Genomic DNA, 15,207 nt, shown 5'->3' with positions numbered 1-15,207 from the left:
TGGGGCGAGGCCAGCTAGGAGGTCTCCTCGGGGTTGAATCGCGCCGTGTCGTCGGCATCAACCCAGCCACCAAAGGAGAGCATGGGACGGATGCCAGACAAGGGGGAACATTGCTCGGCGATGTGCCGCTGCACCTCTTCGCTCTGGAGGTGCAGCGGCAACACTTCCAGGCAGCCGCTTCCAGAGGCCAAAGCGAGCTCGTGGCCTGTCATCAGCGGGAGAAGATTCAGGTCCCCGAAGTGCTCAGAGGTGGCGAACGCCAGCAGCTTGTCGCCATCGGGGTCTTCGAAGTAGGCAACCGTGTAGAAGGTGCCGGAGGGCCCTTTCGCTGTCGTCACCACCTTGTGGAGCAGGGCTCGCGTCGGTTGATCCGTCGCCATCGTTTCGCTCTCCCCTCAGGCGTGATCGACTGCCGTCCCTGGCCGGGACATCCCCATCGATGTCACCTGGTGGGAGCGGTTGAGCGGCGCAGACCCAGTCCCACCCCATGGATGGGCGGTTGTGGAGTCGTGCGGATCGGGCTCCGGAGGCTGCCCGGGATGATTCAGCATGAAGGTGCTCCAAGACCAGTGGAGTAACCCGCAAGGGGAGGCTCAGGGAGGTCAGAGTCCCTGGGCCCTTCTTGCGTGGAAGGGCCGTGCCGTGCGGACTCCAAGGTCTAGCACCGGCTTCTGGACGTTTCACGGGGGCTTGCCACCACCGGTGGCGTCTGGCGACTAATCGACCGCCAGATTTGGTGGTCAGCCGTAGGATCGCCCCCTTGTGATCCGGATCCGGGAGTCCCGCGGTTGGGCATCCCGAGAATCGCCGCAACCTCATCCCAAAGGGATCAAGCAAAAGCATTGCGCCGCAACGGCTCTCACTGTTCTCAATAAGGGGTCATGTGACAGTCGCAGAAGTGCTGGTGGCTCGGGCTGTCGTTGGTCCAGCCAGGGCCCGAGGCCCGCTCGCCCCGGCAGGGCTCTCGGCCGGCCAGTTAGTCGCGGCCATCGAGCAGCCGAAGGTCGCAACAGCGGGAACAGTGCTAGTACAGGCGTACGCATCGAATGGTCCATGGCGGTTCCGCGGTCTTCTCCAGCAGCACTGGCCTCCCGGCTCGAGAGTCCAATCGAAGAGTGGCCCTATCTCGATGAGCAGGTGCTGGTCACCACCCGGGCCCGCAAGGTCTGCATGACCTGCCACTGGTTCCGGCACCACGTCGGGGCGAACTGCATCCCCCTGCTCACCTGTCAGCTGCACCAGTGCTTGCTGGCCCAGGGGGAGCACCTCACCCGCCGCTGCCAGGGTTGGACCGACGACATGACGCGCCAGCGGGGCTGGTGTCCGGAGGTGGCATGAGCAACCGGCGAACGGTGGTGGGCGTGATGGGTGCGGGGGAGGGGGCCTCAGCGGAGGCTGTGGCCCTGGCAGAGGAGCTGGGGGAATGCATCAGCGCCCGGGGTTGGGTGCTGCTCACCGGTGGCCGCCCGGCTGGCGTGATGGCAGCGGCCAGCCGCGGCGCGGCACAGGTGGAGGGGCACCTGGTGGTGGGGGTGTTGCCCGATGAAGGGACCGGTGACGACAGGCAAAAGACGGCGGACCTGGATCTGGCCCTGTTCACCGGCATGGGCAAGGCCCGCAACGTGATCAACGTGCTCAGCGCCGATGTGGTGGTGGTCTGCGGGGGCGGTGGCCCCGGCACAGCATCAGAAGCCGCCCATGCGCTCAACGGCGGCAGGCCGCTGATCCTGCTGGCGGTGCCGCCGCTGTGGCGGGACTTCTTCTGCTCGCTCGGCGAGGGGGTGGAGAGCGCGAGCGACGTGCAGGAGTGCTGCCGGTTGATCGAGGCACGGCTGGGGACTGTTCTGAGCCGAGCCAAGGCCCCACCCTCGTGATCGGGTTGCCGTACTGACACCAACGCCAAACGGCTCTATCAATGAATCAGAGGCCACGACCAGGGCAGCGCGAGCCGAGACCCTGCAACCGGCCCAAGGGCGCCCGACACGGGGCGCCCTTCTTCATGGCTGACACGCCACCAGCGTCACGCCGTAGCGCTGATCACAACCGGCGCCGCAGCCAGGCCTGTCTCATCAGGGTCGGCGGCTGGCTGGTGCTGGAAATGGCGCTGGGAGGGTTTGAGTTCCAGGCCGACGAGCCGATGCCTCACAACGCTTCGGATCCACGCCTGAAGCCATGCAGACCCCCGGTCACAGCAGCGTTGACCACTCGGGGAGACCACAACCAGTCGAGCGGAATCGCCGCTTCCCAGCCGGCTCTTGCCGCGGGTGTCCTTCAGCCAGCTGGGGACCACCCCCTAGCGGTGCTGGGTGACGCTTGGTTCTGGATCGAGAGGCTGTCCGGCGAATCCAGCCAATCCCTTGTATTATCAACGTATTACAAGTGAGGCACAGCGATGCGGACGATCTCCGTACGCCTGGATGACGGCAGCGAAGCCAGGCTTGAGTGCCTGTGCCAGACCCTTGGTCTCAGCCAGACCGAGGTCGTGAAGGCCGGTCTTGAGCTGCTGCAGCGGCAATCCACCAGCCCTGCGGCCCTGGCTGAGCGCCTTGGTCTGATCGGCAGCTTCTCCAGCGGCCCCCCAGGCAGCGCCAGCACCAGCCGGGGACGGGACCATTCGGCCCAACTCCGCCAGAAGCTGGGCCGGCAACACGTGCAGCAACGACTGAGCGAGCCGAAAGGGTGAACAGCCCCGGCTTTCGTGGTGCCACCCTCCTCGATACCGGCCCTCTTGTCGCCTGGTTCGATCGCAGTGACCAGGACCACGAGGCCTGTGCTGCTTTTTTCCTGGAGCACAGCGGTGCTTTCGTGTCCACCTGGCCGGTTCTCACCGAGGTCTGTCATCTGATCCCGGCGGATGTGGCACCGCGCTTTCTCGGGTGGGTCTCACTTGGTGGCCTGAGCGTGGCGGAGCTGAGTGGATCCGCCCTGGAGTTGATATCCAGCTGGATGCGGCAGTACGGCGATCTGCCGATGGATCTGGCCGATGCCTCGCTGCTCTGGTTGGCCCATGAGCATGGGCTGCGCCGAATTGCGACGCTGGATCGACGCGATTTCGGCGTCTATCGACTGCCAGGCGGTGATGGGCTCGAAAACCTGCTGGAGACGTGAAAAGGGTTGTTCCTCCTTGCTCCCGCCAGCCGCGTTCATCAACGGCTGCAACCGATCAGGGGCAGTGGCGATCGCGCCATGTAGGCGGCTGAGTGTCGTGCGTGCTGGGCCAAGAACCCCGCCAGCACGAGGCTCAAAGCCCTGGCGACGAGCCCCGTGGGCCTCAGCGAATCCAGAGCGAGCACTCGCTGCCATAGAAGCGCTGCAGCTGCCGGCCGAGCAGCTTGGCGATCGGTGCGGGCACCAGGCGGCAGGGGCGCACCGCCTTGCCGGTGGCATCGAGGAACCAGATGCGGGCCAGGGCGCCGGGGTGATCGGCCGGCTCGAGGAACTCGACGCCGATGCAGGCGATGGCGGACATGGAGGGCGCGCGACGGACACCCGCGCCGCGCCCCGCCAGGCGCATCCTGGCCGTGGTGTCGAGCCGCCCTCCAGCCGCCACGGGCGCAGGACGTCGCGCCCGCGCTGGCCAACTCGAAAGCACTCCTGCTAGTACGGGTGTACTTCTCGCCTGGTGGTCTCGTGTCTGCTCCCCCTGCTCGCTTTTGCGGTTCCCGTCGAGACACGGACCCCACCGGGGAAGAAGCGACTGTCGAGGAGTGGCCCTATCTCGATGAACAGGTGCTGGTCACCACCCGCAGCCGCAAGGTCTGCATGACCTGCCACTGGTTCAGGCACCACGCTGGGGTGAACTGCATCCCGGTGCTCACCTGCCAACTGCACCAGGGCCTGCTGGCTCAGGGAGAGCACCTCACTCACCGCTGCCAGGGTTGGACCGATGACATGACGCGCCAACGGGGCTGGGCGCCGGAGGTGGGATGAGCAGGGCATGGCCACCAGCAAACGACCTCCGCTTTCGCCCCAGGAGGGCTGGCTCAGCGACGGCCGCCAGGTGCTGCACTTCCGGCCGGTCCGCTACGACCGCTGGAGTCAGAGGCTCGAGGTGGTCAGCGGTGAGCTGTTGCCCGGAGAGCCCATCCCGCTGCTCAAGCACCGCCGGGAGTACAGCCGCGAGGAGGCCATCAGGCTCTGGGGTGAGAAACGCAAGGCCGGCTGGGCAGCCTGCGGCCCCCAGTGGTGAGCAAGGCCTTCCTGGTCGAGCTTGCTGCCTTGCAGCCGTGATCGGCTTGCCGTACTGACACTTCGCTCCAGCGGATCGATTCATGAATCAGAAGCCTCGACCCGGACGGTGTAGATCCACAACCCGGCAACCGGCCCTAGCCCTTGGCTTCTGCGAAGCAGTAGGGCGCTCGACTCGGGGCACCCTTTCTATTGGGGCCATCTCCAGCACGCGAAGACACAACAAAGCCCGGCGACGAGGCCACCGGGCTTTGATCATGGTTTGGTGGGCGGAGCTGCTGACGCTGGCACCTGGGGCCAGGGTTCCAGTGGGGCTTCCCGATGGGTCCGGGGCACCTAGGGCGGTGCAATGGATGGCGACGCTTCACGAAAAGGTGTCACACGCCAGGGAAGCCAGTGATCCGTTGAGAGTGTTGGAGCAGGGGCCGGGTCGTCAGCGCACTCCTGGCGGCTGCTCAGGTGGGGTGTCTTCCATGCTCTGGAGCCTCCCGGTGTCGATGGACTCACGATCGGTCGGCCAGCCGTCTGAGGCAATAGGGCTTTATGCCTGAGCGGGAGGAGGCGGCGCTGCAGTGGTGGAGCTGGAGCACCTCGGCAGGATCGGCCAGACACTGCCTGCTGTTCTTAGAGTCAGACTCTCTGTGGTGAAAACCATGAAAGTCACCGTTGAGCTTTCCGAAACAGAGATGGCTGAAATCCTGGATCTCACGGGCGAGCGCAAGAAGGGCCCCGCGATCCGCCGCCTGATGGAGGAGGCGTTGCAGCAGCGGCGGCGTGCCCAGATCGCCCAGCGCTTCCTCAGCGGCGAATGGGGCGTGGAGCTGGAGAACTTCGAGGCTGACCAGGAGCGTGAGCGACAGCGTGATCAGGAGACCGCCTCGTGACGCTGCTGCTCGACACCAGCCTCTGGATCGACTTCACCCGCGCCCGCAGCCCGGCCCCGCTCAAGCAGTTCATCGCCCCCTACGTGCTCGATCCCGCAGCCCATCTGGCCGAACCGGTGCTCTTTGAGGTGCTCCGCTCTGCCAGGCCGGAGGAAGCTCGCTTGCTGGAGGCCCAGTTCGCCACCCTGCCCTGCCTGCCCACACCAAGGGATCTATGGCAGCGAGCGATCGCCCTGGGTCAGGCCTGCCGCCAGGTTGGCCGCAGCGTGCTCAGCCTTGATCTGCTGGTGGCTGCCGTGGCGATGCATCACGACGCCGTGGTGGTGAGCTTCGACGCCGACTTCGAAGCCATCGCCTCGGTGAGCGCGTTGCGACTGAAGCGCTTGAACCGCCCCGGCTGATCCCATGCCTTCCACCCCGTAGGGCGTAGAAGACAAGATCCGGAACGGTCACCCAAGGCCTGGCCTTGAATGGCTGCAGACCCCCCCCAGTTCTCAGCTGCGGCCACCCCGCCTGTGAGCACGATGCCCAGCAACAACCAGACCGACGACTGCATCAGCACAGAGGGCGAGGCCCTCGTGTTCTGGTCGCCAGGTCAGCAACCCCGGCGGCACAACAGCCGGGTGCAGATCATCGATGTGTTCTGCCTGAAGGTGGCCACGGGTTACAGCCGCGATCCGCAGGGCCGTCTGCTGCTGGAGGCGCAAACGTCAGTGGCGGCAGGCCGCAGCTGGTCGCTGGCCAAGGCCGCTCAGCTGATCCGCAACGACGCTCGCCCCCACCGCTGGGTGGCACTGCAGATGGACAAGCGCGCCTGGGGCCTGTTCTGGGCCGGCGGCGGACTGCAGCGCTGCCGTGAGCTCCTTGCTGATCGGGTCAGTGATGCCGAGGCCTGTTCCGCACTTGTGCCGGCTACCCCGGAAACCCTGCTGCGCCTGATGCTCGACCTGGAGCCACATCAGCACGAGGTCCCCAGCAGATCGTGGCAGCCGGAACCGGCACCGCCGGGAATGCCTTTAAGGGCCGCAGTTGGCCCCAACCCCTGGCAGCTGGTTGCTTGGACTTCACTGGCCTGGCTGGTCGTGCTGGGGATCACCGTTGCCGGGTTCCTCATCGTGCTGGGGCGCCAGGATCGCAAGCTGGAACTGCTGCTGCAGCGCACCGCTCCTGCGGAGTCCATCCGCCCCTGATGCGGGAGGAGGTCCTCCTCTGGCTCCTGTGTGTTGGGGCCCTGCTGCCTTGGCTGGCGGGGGCTGGCCAGCGCCGGCTCCTGCCCTGGGGCTTGGCCCCTCACCAGGGCTTGCCCTGACGCAGGTAGGTCTCCACTTCCGCCCTGCGGATCACTCGGGACTCGTGGTGGTTGCTGATCTGCACCAGGCCACCGGTGATGGAGGCGGTGACGCGCCAGGGGCCGGCCGCGCCGGTTGCGCTGGGTTGGGTAGCCACCGCCTGCACCTGCTCAGGTTCCAGCACCGCAACCGCTGGAGTCTCACCCAGGAGTCCTGCCATTTGTTCCCGGTCCTGATGGTTCATGCACGATCCCCTGCCGACAACAGCTCTTGCCAGGAGGGCCTGCTGAGGAGCCCTGGAGGAAGGATCAGCGGACTGAACCGAACGGGGATCTACGGCGTCAGCGCAGCCACCTTCTTGCTGGAGGGTCGTGGCGTCTTGCGCTTGGACGCCAGGGAAGAGAAATTGGACATCTCCATCGTGCGATCAGGGAACACGGCACGGATTTCGACGTCACCAGCCATGGCCTGAACGAAATTCCGCAGCGTGCTCATCCGCATCTCCGCCCGGTTCTCGATCTTGGAGATCTCCGCCTGTTTGACGGGGAGCTTGGGGGCTATCTCCTCGAGCAACTCCACGATGGCGGGCACGCCTGTGGGCCTGAGCGCCACCATCCCCGCCTGAGGGCCAAAGCCCCTTCTTCCATGGGCCGCAAACGCTCGATCTTCTCTGCCACCCCCCGGCATTGGCATCACCACAGAGCCGGTGGACGATCCGTTGCTGTGAGCAGGACACGCCTTTGGCCATTTCACTGCTGATTCCCACTCATACTGGCTATATTTGATGCAAATGCATCAGGTTGATGGCCGTTATTGATCGCTCCCCCCCGCTCGCCGCATCAACGGCTCCGCTCACGGATGCCCAGCTGCTGATCCAGGCGGTGCTGCGGGCCTCAGATGAGCTGGACCTGAGCCGCTCGGCCCTGGCGCGGGTGCTGGGTCGCGATCGCTCTCTCTTTGCCCGGGGCAAGGGCATCGAGCCGGCCTCCAAGACCGGTGAGCTGGCCCTGTTGGTGGTGCGTCTTTACCGGAGCTTGGCGGTGCTGGTGGGCAATGACCGCGAACAGATGCGCCACTGGTTTCACACCGCCAACCGCCACACCGGCGGGGTCCCGGCTGAACAGGTGGAGCGAACCGAGGATCTGGTGGAGATCGTGCACTACCTCGATGCCATGCGCGCCCGAATCTGACGGCGATGGATCTGCTCGCCATCGTGCAGGCCGCAGCGGAGGTCCCCTTGGCGGGAACGGTGCTGCGGCTTGTGCAGCAGCAGGGCATCGATTCGCTTGGCCCCCTGGTGGATGACCTGGACCAGCTGGCGCGGCTGGAGGCCCTGGTGGAAAGCAGTAAGCCGCCGATGCCCTCCATGACGGCGCCTGCAACCAGCCATCCGCTGCTCACCACCGCGTTCCGCTACCCGCCCCTGCGGCATGGCTCCCGCTTCGGGGGTCGAGAGAATCGGGGGATGTTCTATGGCTCCCGCACGCGCATCGGTTCGTTGGTGGAGGGGGCGTACTACGCGCTGCTGTTCTGGGAAGGATTCAGCGACCCCCCCAAGGCACCGATCCGTCGCCGGCAGACCCTGTTCTCGGTGTTGCTTCAAACCAGCCGAGGCCTGCAGCTTCAGGCTGTGGCTGACGCCGCCGCTCAGGCCGCCCTACGGGACCCACTGCATTACGGACCCACCCAAAGGCTGGGTACTTGGATGAGGGAGGTGGGACTCGAGGCGTTTGAGTACCTGAGCGCCCGCACCAGTGAGTCGCTTGTCCAGGTGGGGGTGTTCACGCCGGCGGCACTGGTCTCCACGCCTTTTGATCAGGTGGAGATCACCGGCGAGGTCAACGGCGATCACGCATCCTTCCTGAGTCATGACGATGGGACGGTGCATCGCTTCCCCCGTGAGCTGTTCCTGGTGGAGGGGGAACTGCCGCAGGCCGCAGCCTGAGGGCAACCACTGTTGCAACCACTGTTTGGGTCTGCTCGGCCAGGTTCTCCCGGTCCTGACGGTTCATGCACGTTTCCCTGCAGGCAACAGCTGTTGCCAGGAAGGGTGCGTCGCGCGGGATTCCTCATGGTCGCCCCACGGGCAAGGGCTGACGCAAGCGGCTCGGCGGCAGGCGCCGTCGCTGCCCTTGCCTTCGCGGGGCACCACTCGGGCGTCCCGCGCTTTGCCGTTCATGGCCGCGTCACAGTCCCGCTTGTCCGGCATGGTCACCCTGATCTGAAGCAGAGACATGACCGACATCATCAGCAACAGATCGAGTGTGACTACCTGCTGAACCTCTTGGCCTGGCCAAAGCAGAATCGGATCAGTTTCAGCTCACAAACGCAACCTCACATCGGCGAGACTTCGGGAAACCTTCAGGAAGTGGCTGATGCGGCCATTGTTCGCACCGCTGGGATGGGGAAGCACATAGACGTCAATATGACGGGGCAGATCGCCTCGTTCCAGGTGGGCTCTGGCGCTCGCGAGTGCGGCCTGACCATCGCCAAGGAAGAGGGCGACCCTGAGCATTGGTGTCAGGGCTGTCAGTTCGCGTAGATGGTGTCCAGCACGTTCGAGCAACCAGGGTGTCTTGACGTACTCGTTGCCAATTCTATAGTTTTTGCCTGCGCGGAAGATCGGAAAAAGAAGCCTGGAGGTGAGGCTCACGGCATCGCTGTCCGAGAGACTGTTCAGCGCAAGATGTGACAGAAGGCCACAGTGGGAAGCCAGTGCATCGAGTCGCTCCCACAGCCCGGAGAAGGCGGCCTGCTTCTGGCAGCGGATGAGTCTCTGCAGTGAAGGCCCGGATTCTGATGTTCGGGTGAGTTCCCGCCAGGCAGTATCGGCCTGGGAGCGGCCAGGTGTATAGCCGATCAGCAAAACACTGGCCTGGGGATGGAACAGCTCGAATCCAGGGGCGTAGTGCTCACGGAATCGGCCACAGGGGGATGACCCCATCAGCGCATCCTCCAGAGTCTTGATGCCTTGCTGCTCGAAGCGATTCAGCAATTCACGGCAACTGGGGAGCACCGCATGGAGCGGCTGATGGTCAGCCACGGGGCCTACTGCTCGCCCCGCTGCAGAGGCGGAAGGAGGAATCCGGCGTGGCCGGAGAGATGTTCACAGGCAGCAGTTCAAGCCGGTGCGGGGAGTTTGCCTGTGGTGGATTGCACCTCCGTCGCAGGACCGTGCGGTGATTCGGGATTGTCCGGTCTTCGGCCAGCGGGCTGTTCATAAACCACCCGCAGGTGTCAGGTCTTGTCATCCTGGTTCTCCCAGACATCGAGGCTGGAGCGCAGCGATTCGCGGCGCAGTCCCTTGCGGGCTCGGTTGCGGTCGGTTTTCAGCAGAGCCTGCTTGCTTTCCAGCAGCTGCAGCTCCCGCACGGTGCGCTCTGACGGAGACAGACACTGAAGGAAAGCGGCGCTGGCGCCCAGCGTTGCCTCCGCCGCCAGAAGATCACCGCGATCGAGCTCCTCGAGGGCTTGGCGGCGGGAGCGGTTGGACTGGAGCACAGCGAACTCCTCGGCGACCGTCTCATCTGGGGTCATCTGCCCCAGATCTTCAGCGGTCTTCACCGGCAGGGTGAGGTGCTCGATCAGCTTCCTGCGTTGGCCGCTTCCGGGTGCATCCCAGGCCAGCCGCACACTGCAGATCTCCCGGTTCGGCAACCAGGCCGGCAGCTGCAGCCGCACCCCCACGTTGAGTTCCTGGCCCAGGCGCAGGCTGGGGAGCTGGTGGTTGCCGGCGCTGGTGGGAGGCAGATCGTTGAGCAGATCCAGCAGCTCGGCACCGTTCTTGGCGCGGATGCCGAGGCTCACCTTGCGCCCGAGCGTGTTGGCCAGTCCCTGGAGTTCGCTGGCGTAGAGATCGGCCAGCTGCGCCGGGCTCTCGATGTGGGCCAGGGTGCCGTCACCGGCCGTGGCGATCGCGCCCATCAGGTCTTCATCGAAACCGGCTCCCAGGCCAAAGGCACTGGTGCTGATGCCGCGCTGCGTCAGACCGGCTACCTTCTCCGCGATGGCGCCTTGGTTGGTGAGCCCCTCATTGGCCTGCCCATCGGAGAGCAGCAGCACACGGTTCAGAGCGAGCGGATCCAGGTGCTTGGCCACCTGCTGGGCGCCAGCCAGCCAGCCGTCGAACAGGGCCGTGCAACCACCACTGTGGATGGTGTTGATGGCGGCAATGAAGGCCTGTGGATCCCCGGCAGGCCGGGAGGGCACGAGCACATCGATGTCACTGTCAAAGGTGACGATCGCCAGCCGGTCGGCCGCGGTGAGCTGGCCGGCCAGGAAGCGGGCGGCCTTGCGGGCGTAGCTGAGCTTGGTGCCGCTCATCGAGCCGGAGCGATCGATCACCAGGGCCAGGTTCAGCGGTGGCCGCTGGCGGTTGGCACCGTCTGGTGGCGGCGGGGTGGTGATGCTGATCAGCAGATCAAGGGTGGAGGCGGTATCTCCGGCCACGGCTGGGCGCAGGGGCCGAAAACGCAGGGTGGGTTGGGTCATGGGGCTAAGTCGTTCGGGACGGGTCGAGATGATTCCAGGGCTGCCGTTCAGCTGGACTTTTGATCGAGCTGCTCGTTCAATCGATCGGCCAGGGACTGGAGCCACTGCTGGCGCCGAATGCCCGCCGGCGGGATGGCGACCGCCTCGCTGATGTGCAGCTCGACGCCGGGAGCCAGCGTGAGGCGATGCCAGCGGCTGGCAGCCTCACGACTGCCGCTACTGCGAGAGCTGGAACGGGAGAGGGAGGGCGGAGACGCCGCGGACAGGGGTGTACCCAACAGCGGCAGCAGAGCTTGGGAGTCGTCCGATGGTGATCGACTGGACTTGGCGGCACTCAGACCGCGGATGTAGTCGAGAGCAGGATTGGCTTTGGACGCCGTGGAGCGGCCGGAGGGAGACGTCGCCCCTGCAATGGGGCCCTCAGGGCCGGGGCCATCGAGGCTGGCGAGCTGCTGCTCCAGCTCCGCGTCCGGCAGCACGCAGAGGGGAGCGATGGCCGAGAGGCTCAATCCGCGCTGGGCCAGAGAGCGGATCAACAGCAACTGCAGCAGATGCCGATGGCCGTACACCGCACTGCGGCCGTCCCGTCCGGGCCGATCGATCAGACCCTGGGTCGCGTAGAGGCGAACGGTGCGGGAGGTGACCTCCTCCCCCAGCCTCTGGCCAGCGAGCAGCAGCAGCTCCTCGAGGCCATAGACCTCGGGATTGCTGGTGGAGCGGCCATTGAAGGGTGGAGGGAATGCCATGCCCCATGCTAGTGCGCTTGCAGTGCAAGTGTCAGCCATGTCCTGGTTCGGCGGCCAGCTTCCGCTCGAGCAGGTCCCAGGCGTTCTCGTAGCTGTTCGCGTCGTCGTAGAACCAGAAATTGCGGATGGCGGTGCTCAGCCGCAGCTCACGCTTGCCTTCAGGGCTGGCCGCCACCCATTCGGCGTGCTCCCTGGAGCAATGGTCGGCGACCACCTCACTGGGCACCAGGAAGAAGCGTGGCAGGACGCCAACCTCACCCAGATGCACGAAGCAGTAGACAAGATTCGGACATCCCAATTCCTCTGCTCGACTGCTCAAGGGCCACTTCCACCAGGCACGCTTGGTCGGTGCATGGAGTGCATGCCGTGCTGTTTTCACCTCCACCTTGAGCATGCGGCCGCTCTCCTGATCCACCACCAGGATGTCCATCCCCTTGGTGTTGCCAAGGGTGGGATGGGCGCTGTAGCCACGCTGGAGGAGCTGGGCCAGAACATGGAATTCACCCGCCAGGCCGACCTCGTTCTGGGTCCCCTTGTGAGTGCTCATGGATTTCCCTCGTTCGCGCTTCCAGCGAAGATCGCGCCCAGGGAGGTCACAGGCAGCCCCCCGGCTCACGTTGTTGAAGACTGGTCTGGTTGCAATGCTGACAGGGCATTGGCTCCGAATCGCCGCATCAATCCTGGCCCAGGCTGGTTCATGCGTCGCCCCTGGAATGGGGGAACAAATCGTCGTCAGTGAGGTGTCCCCTTGGAAGGCATGAAGCAATCCTGAGGTTCAGTACTGCCGGACGTCAGCCGCACCCCCGACACCGAGGCCTTCCACCGGGCGGGTCGAGGTGGATTGGGGGCCGGCAGCCCCGAGGCACCAGCGATGGCCTCGACCGGGCCCGTTCCTGGACCAGGACAGGTTTGCTGAGGCTCGCCAGGCCTTGGAAACGGCGATCGAGCTGGAGCCCCACAACGCCTTTGCCCTGCGCAGCCTCGGCAGCTTGCTCGTGATCGCAGGGGCCCTGGCCGCCGGAGTGGCGCGGTTCCGCCAGGCCCTGGCGGTGGCACCGGACGATCTGATCACCACCATCAACCTGGCCCAGGCGTTGCTGCAGCTCGATCCCGAAGAGCACCGCGGCGAGGCTGACCGGCTGCTGCTGCGGGTAATTGAGGCCCAGCCCTACGGCGAGCTGGCCAACAAAGCCAAGGACCTGCGGGGCAGCATCGCCGCCCGCGACCTGCGCTCCGCTCAGCCCGAGGGGCTCCGGCAGGACGCGGTCAGTTACTGCCTCCAGGTCCTGCAGCTGTTCGAGGGGATGGACCAGCAGCGCTTCATTGCCGTGCTCAGCGAGGTGGCGGCCGTGGGCCAGGGCGGGCTGCAAATCAATGAGCCTGGCACCTCCCGCAGCCTCAAGAGCCTGCCCGGCAGCTGGAGCGACCTGGCCCTGGCCTGCCTGATCCACGTGGGCATGAAGAGGCTGATGCCTGATGAGGACTCAGGGCTGGGGATCGGGGTGGAGTACGAGGAGGCGGTGCGGTTGCAGAGTGCAGAAAGTATCGAACCCTGAAACTATTCGCTGGTTGCATAGTTTTGAGCCGGCTGCCCCTTCGCCCGCAGATGCCAGCCGCTGCAGGGTTTCGCCATGAATTGGCCGCCCTGGCCAGCGAGGCATCATCCTTGGTGTGGATTAGCCGCACCCCGCCCGCCCCCTTGGACTTCCGCCAGCTCTTCAAGCTCCGCTTGGTGGTAGCGGCCCTGGGCGAGGCCCAGCGGCTGGGCTGGTGGAACAGTGGCGTGCTGACCGGCACTGGGGAGTTCCCGTTCCAGCAGGGCTTTCCCCGCTCCTCGCCGTTCGGACAGACCCGGGCCGGGTTCCGGGTGGCCAAGCTGGTCTGCGATGAGGACCTGGCAATCCAGCCCACCCCAGGCGGGCCGATCACCTTCCATCTGTTCCGGCTCACGCCCCAGCTGGAGGATGCCTTCGAGAACGAGTGCAACCGCTGGATGGATGAGCCTCAGGAGAGGGCGGGAAGCTTCAAGGGCCCCTGGAAATCGAAAACGTGCCAATGGCAGAGGGTTCATGAGCGAGGGGCGAAGAAGGCATGAGCAACCAGATGCCTCAGCCCACGCTGCAGAAGCCCGACTTGATGGCTGAACGTCCTGGCGTGGGTGCACAAGCGAACCAGCCAATGAACACCAGACAGTCTCGTGTGACCTCAGCAACGCCCTTCCAAAGCAAGTACTGGGCGACACAACTGGCGCTGCGCTCAGCGGGTGGTTCGATCAACCAGTTGTCAGGGGCGATCTCAAACGCACGCGTCGACCTGAATCCCCATCAGGTGGATGCAGCACTGTTCGCAGTTCGATCCCCCTTTTCCAAGGGTGTGATCCTCGCCGACGAGGTCGGACTGGGCAAGACGATCGAAGCTGGCCTCGTGCTGTCCCAATACTGGGCGGAGCGAAGGCGACGCATTCTGGTGATCGTTCCTGCAACTCTGAGAAAACAGTGGGCCCAGGAGCTGGAGGAGAAGTTTCATCTTCCCGCCATGGTGCTCGATGCCACCAGCTCCAAGAAGATCGCCAAAGCAGGCCAGGCTAACCCGTTCCAGCAAGAGGATCGCATCGTGGTCTGCTCGTACCACTTTGCCGCTAATCGATCAGCGGCCGTTACGAGTTACCCGTGGGATCTCGTGATCATTGATGAAGCGCACAGGCTCCGCAATGTCTACAAGAAGAGCAACAAGATGGCGCAGACCCTGATGCAGGCTTTGCGGCCTTACAGCAAGGTGATGCTGACGGCCACGCCACTTCAGAACTCGTTGATGGAGCTCTATGGCTTGGTGAGCTTCATCGATCCACATATTTTCGGAGATCAGCTGTCGTTCCGCCAACAGTTTGTCATGACGGATAACGAAGCATCTCGCAATGCTGAATTACGGGTGCGGCTGCTTCCGGTGTGTCAGCGCACCCTGCGCAGGCAGGTGCTGGAATACATCAAATTCACGCAGCGCATCCCACTCACCTGGGAGTTTCACCCCAGCGAGGCGGAACAAAAGCTCTACGAGGGTGTCTCCACCTACCTGCAGCGAGAGGTGCTGTATGCACTGCCAAATGCGCAGCGCACCCTGATGACGATGGTGCTACGCAAGCTGCTTGCATCCTCCAGCTTTGCGATTGCCAAGACCCTGCGGGGTCTGCTTAATCGGCTGCTAAAGAAACGTAGCACCGTCGCTTCTACTGATGCCGTGGCCGTAGACGGCGATGCATCATTGATCCCTGACTACGAGAGCTTTGGCGAAACCAGTGATGAATGGGAGGGCGACGAGGAATCCGCCATCCCGTCAGAGGATGAGGCCATCTCCGATCCCGAACTGCTGAACGAGGAGATCAAAGAGCTAGAAGGATTTGTAGCGCTGGCGGAAACCATCAATTGGAATGCAAAAGGCGATGCCCTGGTCGAGGCCTTGGCGGCCGCCTTTCCCCAGGGCCGCCTGAAAGTCCGTCCAGCTTGCCCTTGGCGCCCCTGCCGCGGCCTGGTTTGCTCGCGGGACCAGCCCCTCCGCAATGCCCCAGACCGCTGCTCCCGCTGTTGATTTCAGCGCCGATGCCGACCTGATCAG

At 64.8% G+C, this 15,207-nt stretch carries 22 protein-coding genes; 14 read left to right on the top strand and 8 right to left on the bottom strand.

The window, feature by feature from the left end:
* Positions 1-14 precede the first annotated feature (14 nt).
* Complete coding sequence (locus KQ297_RS08905; RefSeq protein ID WP_259739103.1) at positions 15-380, bottom strand: hypothetical protein; 366 nt, start codon at positions 378-380, stop codon at positions 15-17.
* 673 nt (positions 381-1,053) lie between these two features.
* On the opposite strand from KQ297_RS08905, the gene KQ297_RS08900 reads away from it, so the two are divergent.
* The 4 genes from KQ297_RS08900 to KQ297_RS08885 all read left to right on the top strand — a co-directional run bounded on the left by KQ297_RS08900 (position 1,054) and on the right by KQ297_RS08885 (position 3,108).
* Positions 1,054-1,338, top strand: a complete 285-nt coding sequence (locus tag KQ297_RS08900; RefSeq protein WP_259739102.1) for a galactose oxidase — start codon at positions 1,054-1,056, stop codon at positions 1,336-1,338.
* On the top strand, positions 1,335-1,874 hold the full coding sequence (locus tag KQ297_RS08895) for a hypothetical protein (RefSeq protein WP_259739101.1): 540 nt from the start codon (positions 1,335-1,337) through the stop codon (positions 1,872-1,874). Before KQ297_RS08900 ends, KQ297_RS08895 begins: the two co-directional genes overlap by 4 nt.
* A 518-nt stretch (positions 1,875-2,392) precedes the next feature.
* Entirely contained in the window at positions 2,393-2,683 is a 291-nt protein-coding gene (locus KQ297_RS08890; protein ID WP_259739100.1) for a hypothetical protein, read from the top strand.
* Entirely contained in the window at positions 2,680-3,108 is a 429-nt protein-coding gene (locus tag KQ297_RS08885) for a type II toxin-antitoxin system VapC family toxin (protein WP_259739099.1), read from the top strand. The genes KQ297_RS08890 and KQ297_RS08885 overlap by 4 nt, the downstream gene beginning before the upstream one ends.
* Positions 3,109-3,271: 163 nt before the next feature.
* Here KQ297_RS08885 and KQ297_RS08880 read toward each other — a convergent pair whose 3' ends face one another.
* Positions 3,272-3,550, bottom strand: a complete 279-nt coding sequence (locus tag KQ297_RS08880) for a hypothetical protein (RefSeq protein WP_259739098.1) — start codon at positions 3,548-3,550, stop codon at positions 3,272-3,274.
* Positions 3,551-3,630: 80 nt separating this feature from the next.
* Here KQ297_RS08880 and KQ297_RS08875 point away from each other — a divergent pair, with 80 nt between their 5' ends.
* The 5 genes from KQ297_RS08875 to KQ297_RS08855 all read left to right on the top strand — a co-directional run bounded on the left by KQ297_RS08875 (position 3,631) and on the right by KQ297_RS08855 (position 6,262).
* Entirely contained in the window at positions 3,631-3,930 is a 300-nt protein-coding gene (locus KQ297_RS08875) for a galactose oxidase (protein WP_259739097.1), read from the top strand.
* Positions 3,931-3,937: 7 nt separating this feature from the next.
* On the top strand, positions 3,938-4,189 hold the full coding sequence (locus tag KQ297_RS08870) for a DUF1651 domain-containing protein (RefSeq protein WP_259739096.1): 252 nt from the start codon (positions 3,938-3,940) through the stop codon (positions 4,187-4,189).
* A 652-nt stretch (positions 4,190-4,841) separates the two neighbouring features.
* Positions 4,842-5,072: a hypothetical protein gene (locus KQ297_RS08865; RefSeq protein WP_259739095.1), complete on the top strand. Its 231-nt coding sequence runs from the start codon at positions 4,842-4,844 to the stop codon at positions 5,070-5,072.
* Positions 5,069-5,473 (top strand): PIN domain nuclease, encoded by a 405-nt coding sequence (locus KQ297_RS08860; protein ID WP_259739094.1) that lies wholly within the window; start codon positions 5,069-5,071, stop codon positions 5,471-5,473. The genes KQ297_RS08865 and KQ297_RS08860 overlap by 4 nt, the downstream gene beginning before the upstream one ends.
* 69 nt (positions 5,474-5,542) lie before the next feature.
* Complete coding sequence (locus KQ297_RS08855) at positions 5,543-6,262, top strand: hypothetical protein (protein WP_259739093.1); 720 nt, start codon at positions 5,543-5,545, stop codon at positions 6,260-6,262.
* A 100-nt stretch (positions 6,263-6,362) separates the two neighbouring features.
* Here the strand turns inward: KQ297_RS08855 and KQ297_RS08850 are convergent, their stop codons facing one another.
* Entirely contained in the window at positions 6,363-6,581 is a 219-nt protein-coding gene (locus KQ297_RS08850) for a hypothetical protein (protein ID WP_259739092.1), read from the bottom strand.
* A 113-nt stretch (positions 6,582-6,694) separates the two neighbouring features.
* Entirely contained in the window at positions 6,695-6,976 is a 282-nt protein-coding gene (locus tag KQ297_RS08845) for a hypothetical protein (protein ID WP_259739091.1), read from the bottom strand.
* Positions 6,977-7,164: 188 nt separating this feature from the next.
* On the opposite strand from KQ297_RS08845, the gene KQ297_RS08840 reads away from it, so the two are divergent.
* The gene (locus KQ297_RS08840; protein WP_259739090.1) at positions 7,165-7,551 is read left to right on the top strand and encodes an MbcA/ParS/Xre antitoxin family protein; all 387 of its coding nucleotides are present in this window, start codon (positions 7,165-7,167) and stop codon (positions 7,549-7,551) included.
* A gap of 5 nt (positions 7,552-7,556) precedes the next feature.
* Positions 7,557-8,306, top strand: a complete 750-nt coding sequence (locus KQ297_RS08835) for an RES family NAD+ phosphorylase (RefSeq protein WP_259739089.1) — start codon at positions 7,557-7,559, stop codon at positions 8,304-8,306.
* A 375-nt stretch (positions 8,307-8,681) separates the two neighbouring features.
* On the opposite strand, the gene KQ297_RS08830 is transcribed toward KQ297_RS08835, so the two are convergent.
* From KQ297_RS08830 to KQ297_RS08815, 4 genes are all read right to left on the bottom strand, one after another.
* A complete protein-coding gene (locus tag KQ297_RS08830) occupies positions 8,682-9,404 on the bottom strand; it encodes a uracil-DNA glycosylase family protein (protein ID WP_259739088.1) in 723 nt (240 codons plus the stop codon).
* Positions 9,405-9,598: 194 nt separating this feature from the next.
* Positions 9,599-10,852, bottom strand: a complete 1,254-nt coding sequence (locus KQ297_RS08825) for a VWA domain-containing protein (protein ID WP_259739087.1) — start codon at positions 10,850-10,852, stop codon at positions 9,599-9,601.
* Positions 10,853-10,899: 47 nt separating this feature from the next.
* Entirely contained in the window at positions 10,900-11,598 is a 699-nt protein-coding gene (locus tag KQ297_RS08820) for a MerR family transcriptional regulator (RefSeq protein WP_259739086.1), read from the bottom strand.
* A gap of 31 nt (positions 11,599-11,629) precedes the next feature.
* The gene (locus KQ297_RS08815; protein WP_259739085.1) at positions 11,630-12,145 is read right to left on the bottom strand and encodes a hypothetical protein; all 516 of its coding nucleotides are present in this window, start codon (positions 12,143-12,145) and stop codon (positions 11,630-11,632) included.
* 382 nt (positions 12,146-12,527) lie between these two features.
* On the opposite strand from KQ297_RS08815, the gene KQ297_RS08810 reads away from it, so the two are divergent.
* From KQ297_RS08810 to KQ297_RS08800, 3 genes are all read left to right on the top strand, one after another.
* Positions 12,528-13,154 (top strand): hypothetical protein, encoded by a 627-nt coding sequence (locus tag KQ297_RS08810; RefSeq protein ID WP_259739084.1) that lies wholly within the window; start codon positions 12,528-12,530, stop codon positions 13,152-13,154.
* A gap of 143 nt (positions 13,155-13,297) precedes the next feature.
* On the top strand, positions 13,298-13,693 hold the full coding sequence (locus KQ297_RS08805) for a BrxE family protein (protein ID WP_259739083.1): 396 nt from the start codon (positions 13,298-13,300) through the stop codon (positions 13,691-13,693).
* Complete coding sequence (locus tag KQ297_RS08800; RefSeq protein ID WP_259739082.1) at positions 13,690-15,180, top strand: DEAD/DEAH box helicase; 1,491 nt, start codon at positions 13,690-13,692, stop codon at positions 15,178-15,180. Before KQ297_RS08805 ends, KQ297_RS08800 begins: the two co-directional genes overlap by 4 nt.
* The last annotated feature ends 27 nt before the right edge of the window (positions 15,181-15,207 follow it).

It is taken from the genome of Synechococcus sp. CS-205, from assembly GCF_025128255.1.
GTDB lineage: Bacteria > Cyanobacteriota > Cyanobacteriia > PCC-6307 > Cyanobiaceae > Regnicoccus_A.
The sequence above is the reverse complement of the archived record's forward strand: the minus strand, read 5'-3'. Positions and strand labels throughout refer to the sequence as shown.

Coding starts and splice junctions, on each gene's coding strand:
- KQ297_RS08905 (WP_259739103.1), bottom strand. CDS start 380: ATGGCGACGGATCAACCGACGCGAGCCCTGCTCCACAAGGTGGTGACG.
- KQ297_RS08900 (WP_259739102.1), top strand. CDS start 1,054: ATGGCGGTTCCGCGGTCTTCTCCAGCAGCACTGGCCTCCCGGCTCGAG.
- KQ297_RS08895 (WP_259739101.1), top strand. CDS start 1,335: ATGAGCAACCGGCGAACGGTGGTGGGCGTGATGGGTGCGGGGGAGGGG.
- KQ297_RS08890 (WP_259739100.1), top strand. CDS start 2,393: ATGCGGACGATCTCCGTACGCCTGGATGACGGCAGCGAAGCCAGGCTT.
- KQ297_RS08870 (WP_259739096.1), top strand. CDS start 3,938: ATGGCCACCAGCAAACGACCTCCGCTTTCGCCCCAGGAGGGCTGGCTC.
- KQ297_RS08865 (WP_259739095.1), top strand. CDS start 4,842: ATGAAAGTCACCGTTGAGCTTTCCGAAACAGAGATGGCTGAAATCCTG.
- KQ297_RS08855 (WP_259739093.1), top strand. CDS start 5,543: ATGGCTGCAGACCCCCCCCAGTTCTCAGCTGCGGCCACCCCGCCTGTG.
- KQ297_RS08850 (WP_259739092.1), bottom strand. CDS start 6,581: ATGGCAGGACTCCTGGGTGAGACTCCAGCGGTTGCGGTGCTGGAACCT.
- KQ297_RS08845 (WP_259739091.1), bottom strand. CDS start 6,976: ATGGTGGCGCTCAGGCCCACAGGCGTGCCCGCCATCGTGGAGTTGCTC.
- KQ297_RS08840 (WP_259739090.1), top strand. CDS start 7,165: ATGGCCGTTATTGATCGCTCCCCCCCGCTCGCCGCATCAACGGCTCCG.
- KQ297_RS08835 (WP_259739089.1), top strand. CDS start 7,557: ATGGATCTGCTCGCCATCGTGCAGGCCGCAGCGGAGGTCCCCTTGGCG.
- KQ297_RS08825 (WP_259739087.1), bottom strand. CDS start 10,852: ATGACCCAACCCACCCTGCGTTTTCGGCCCCTGCGCCCAGCCGTGGCC.
- KQ297_RS08820 (WP_259739086.1), bottom strand. CDS start 11,598: ATGGCATTCCCTCCACCCTTCAATGGCCGCTCCACCAGCAATCCCGAG.
- KQ297_RS08815 (WP_259739085.1), bottom strand. CDS start 12,145: ATGAGCACTCACAAGGGGACCCAGAACGAGGTCGGCCTGGCGGGTGAA.
- KQ297_RS08800 (WP_259739082.1), top strand. CDS start 13,690: ATGAGCAACCAGATGCCTCAGCCCACGCTGCAGAAGCCCGACTTGATG.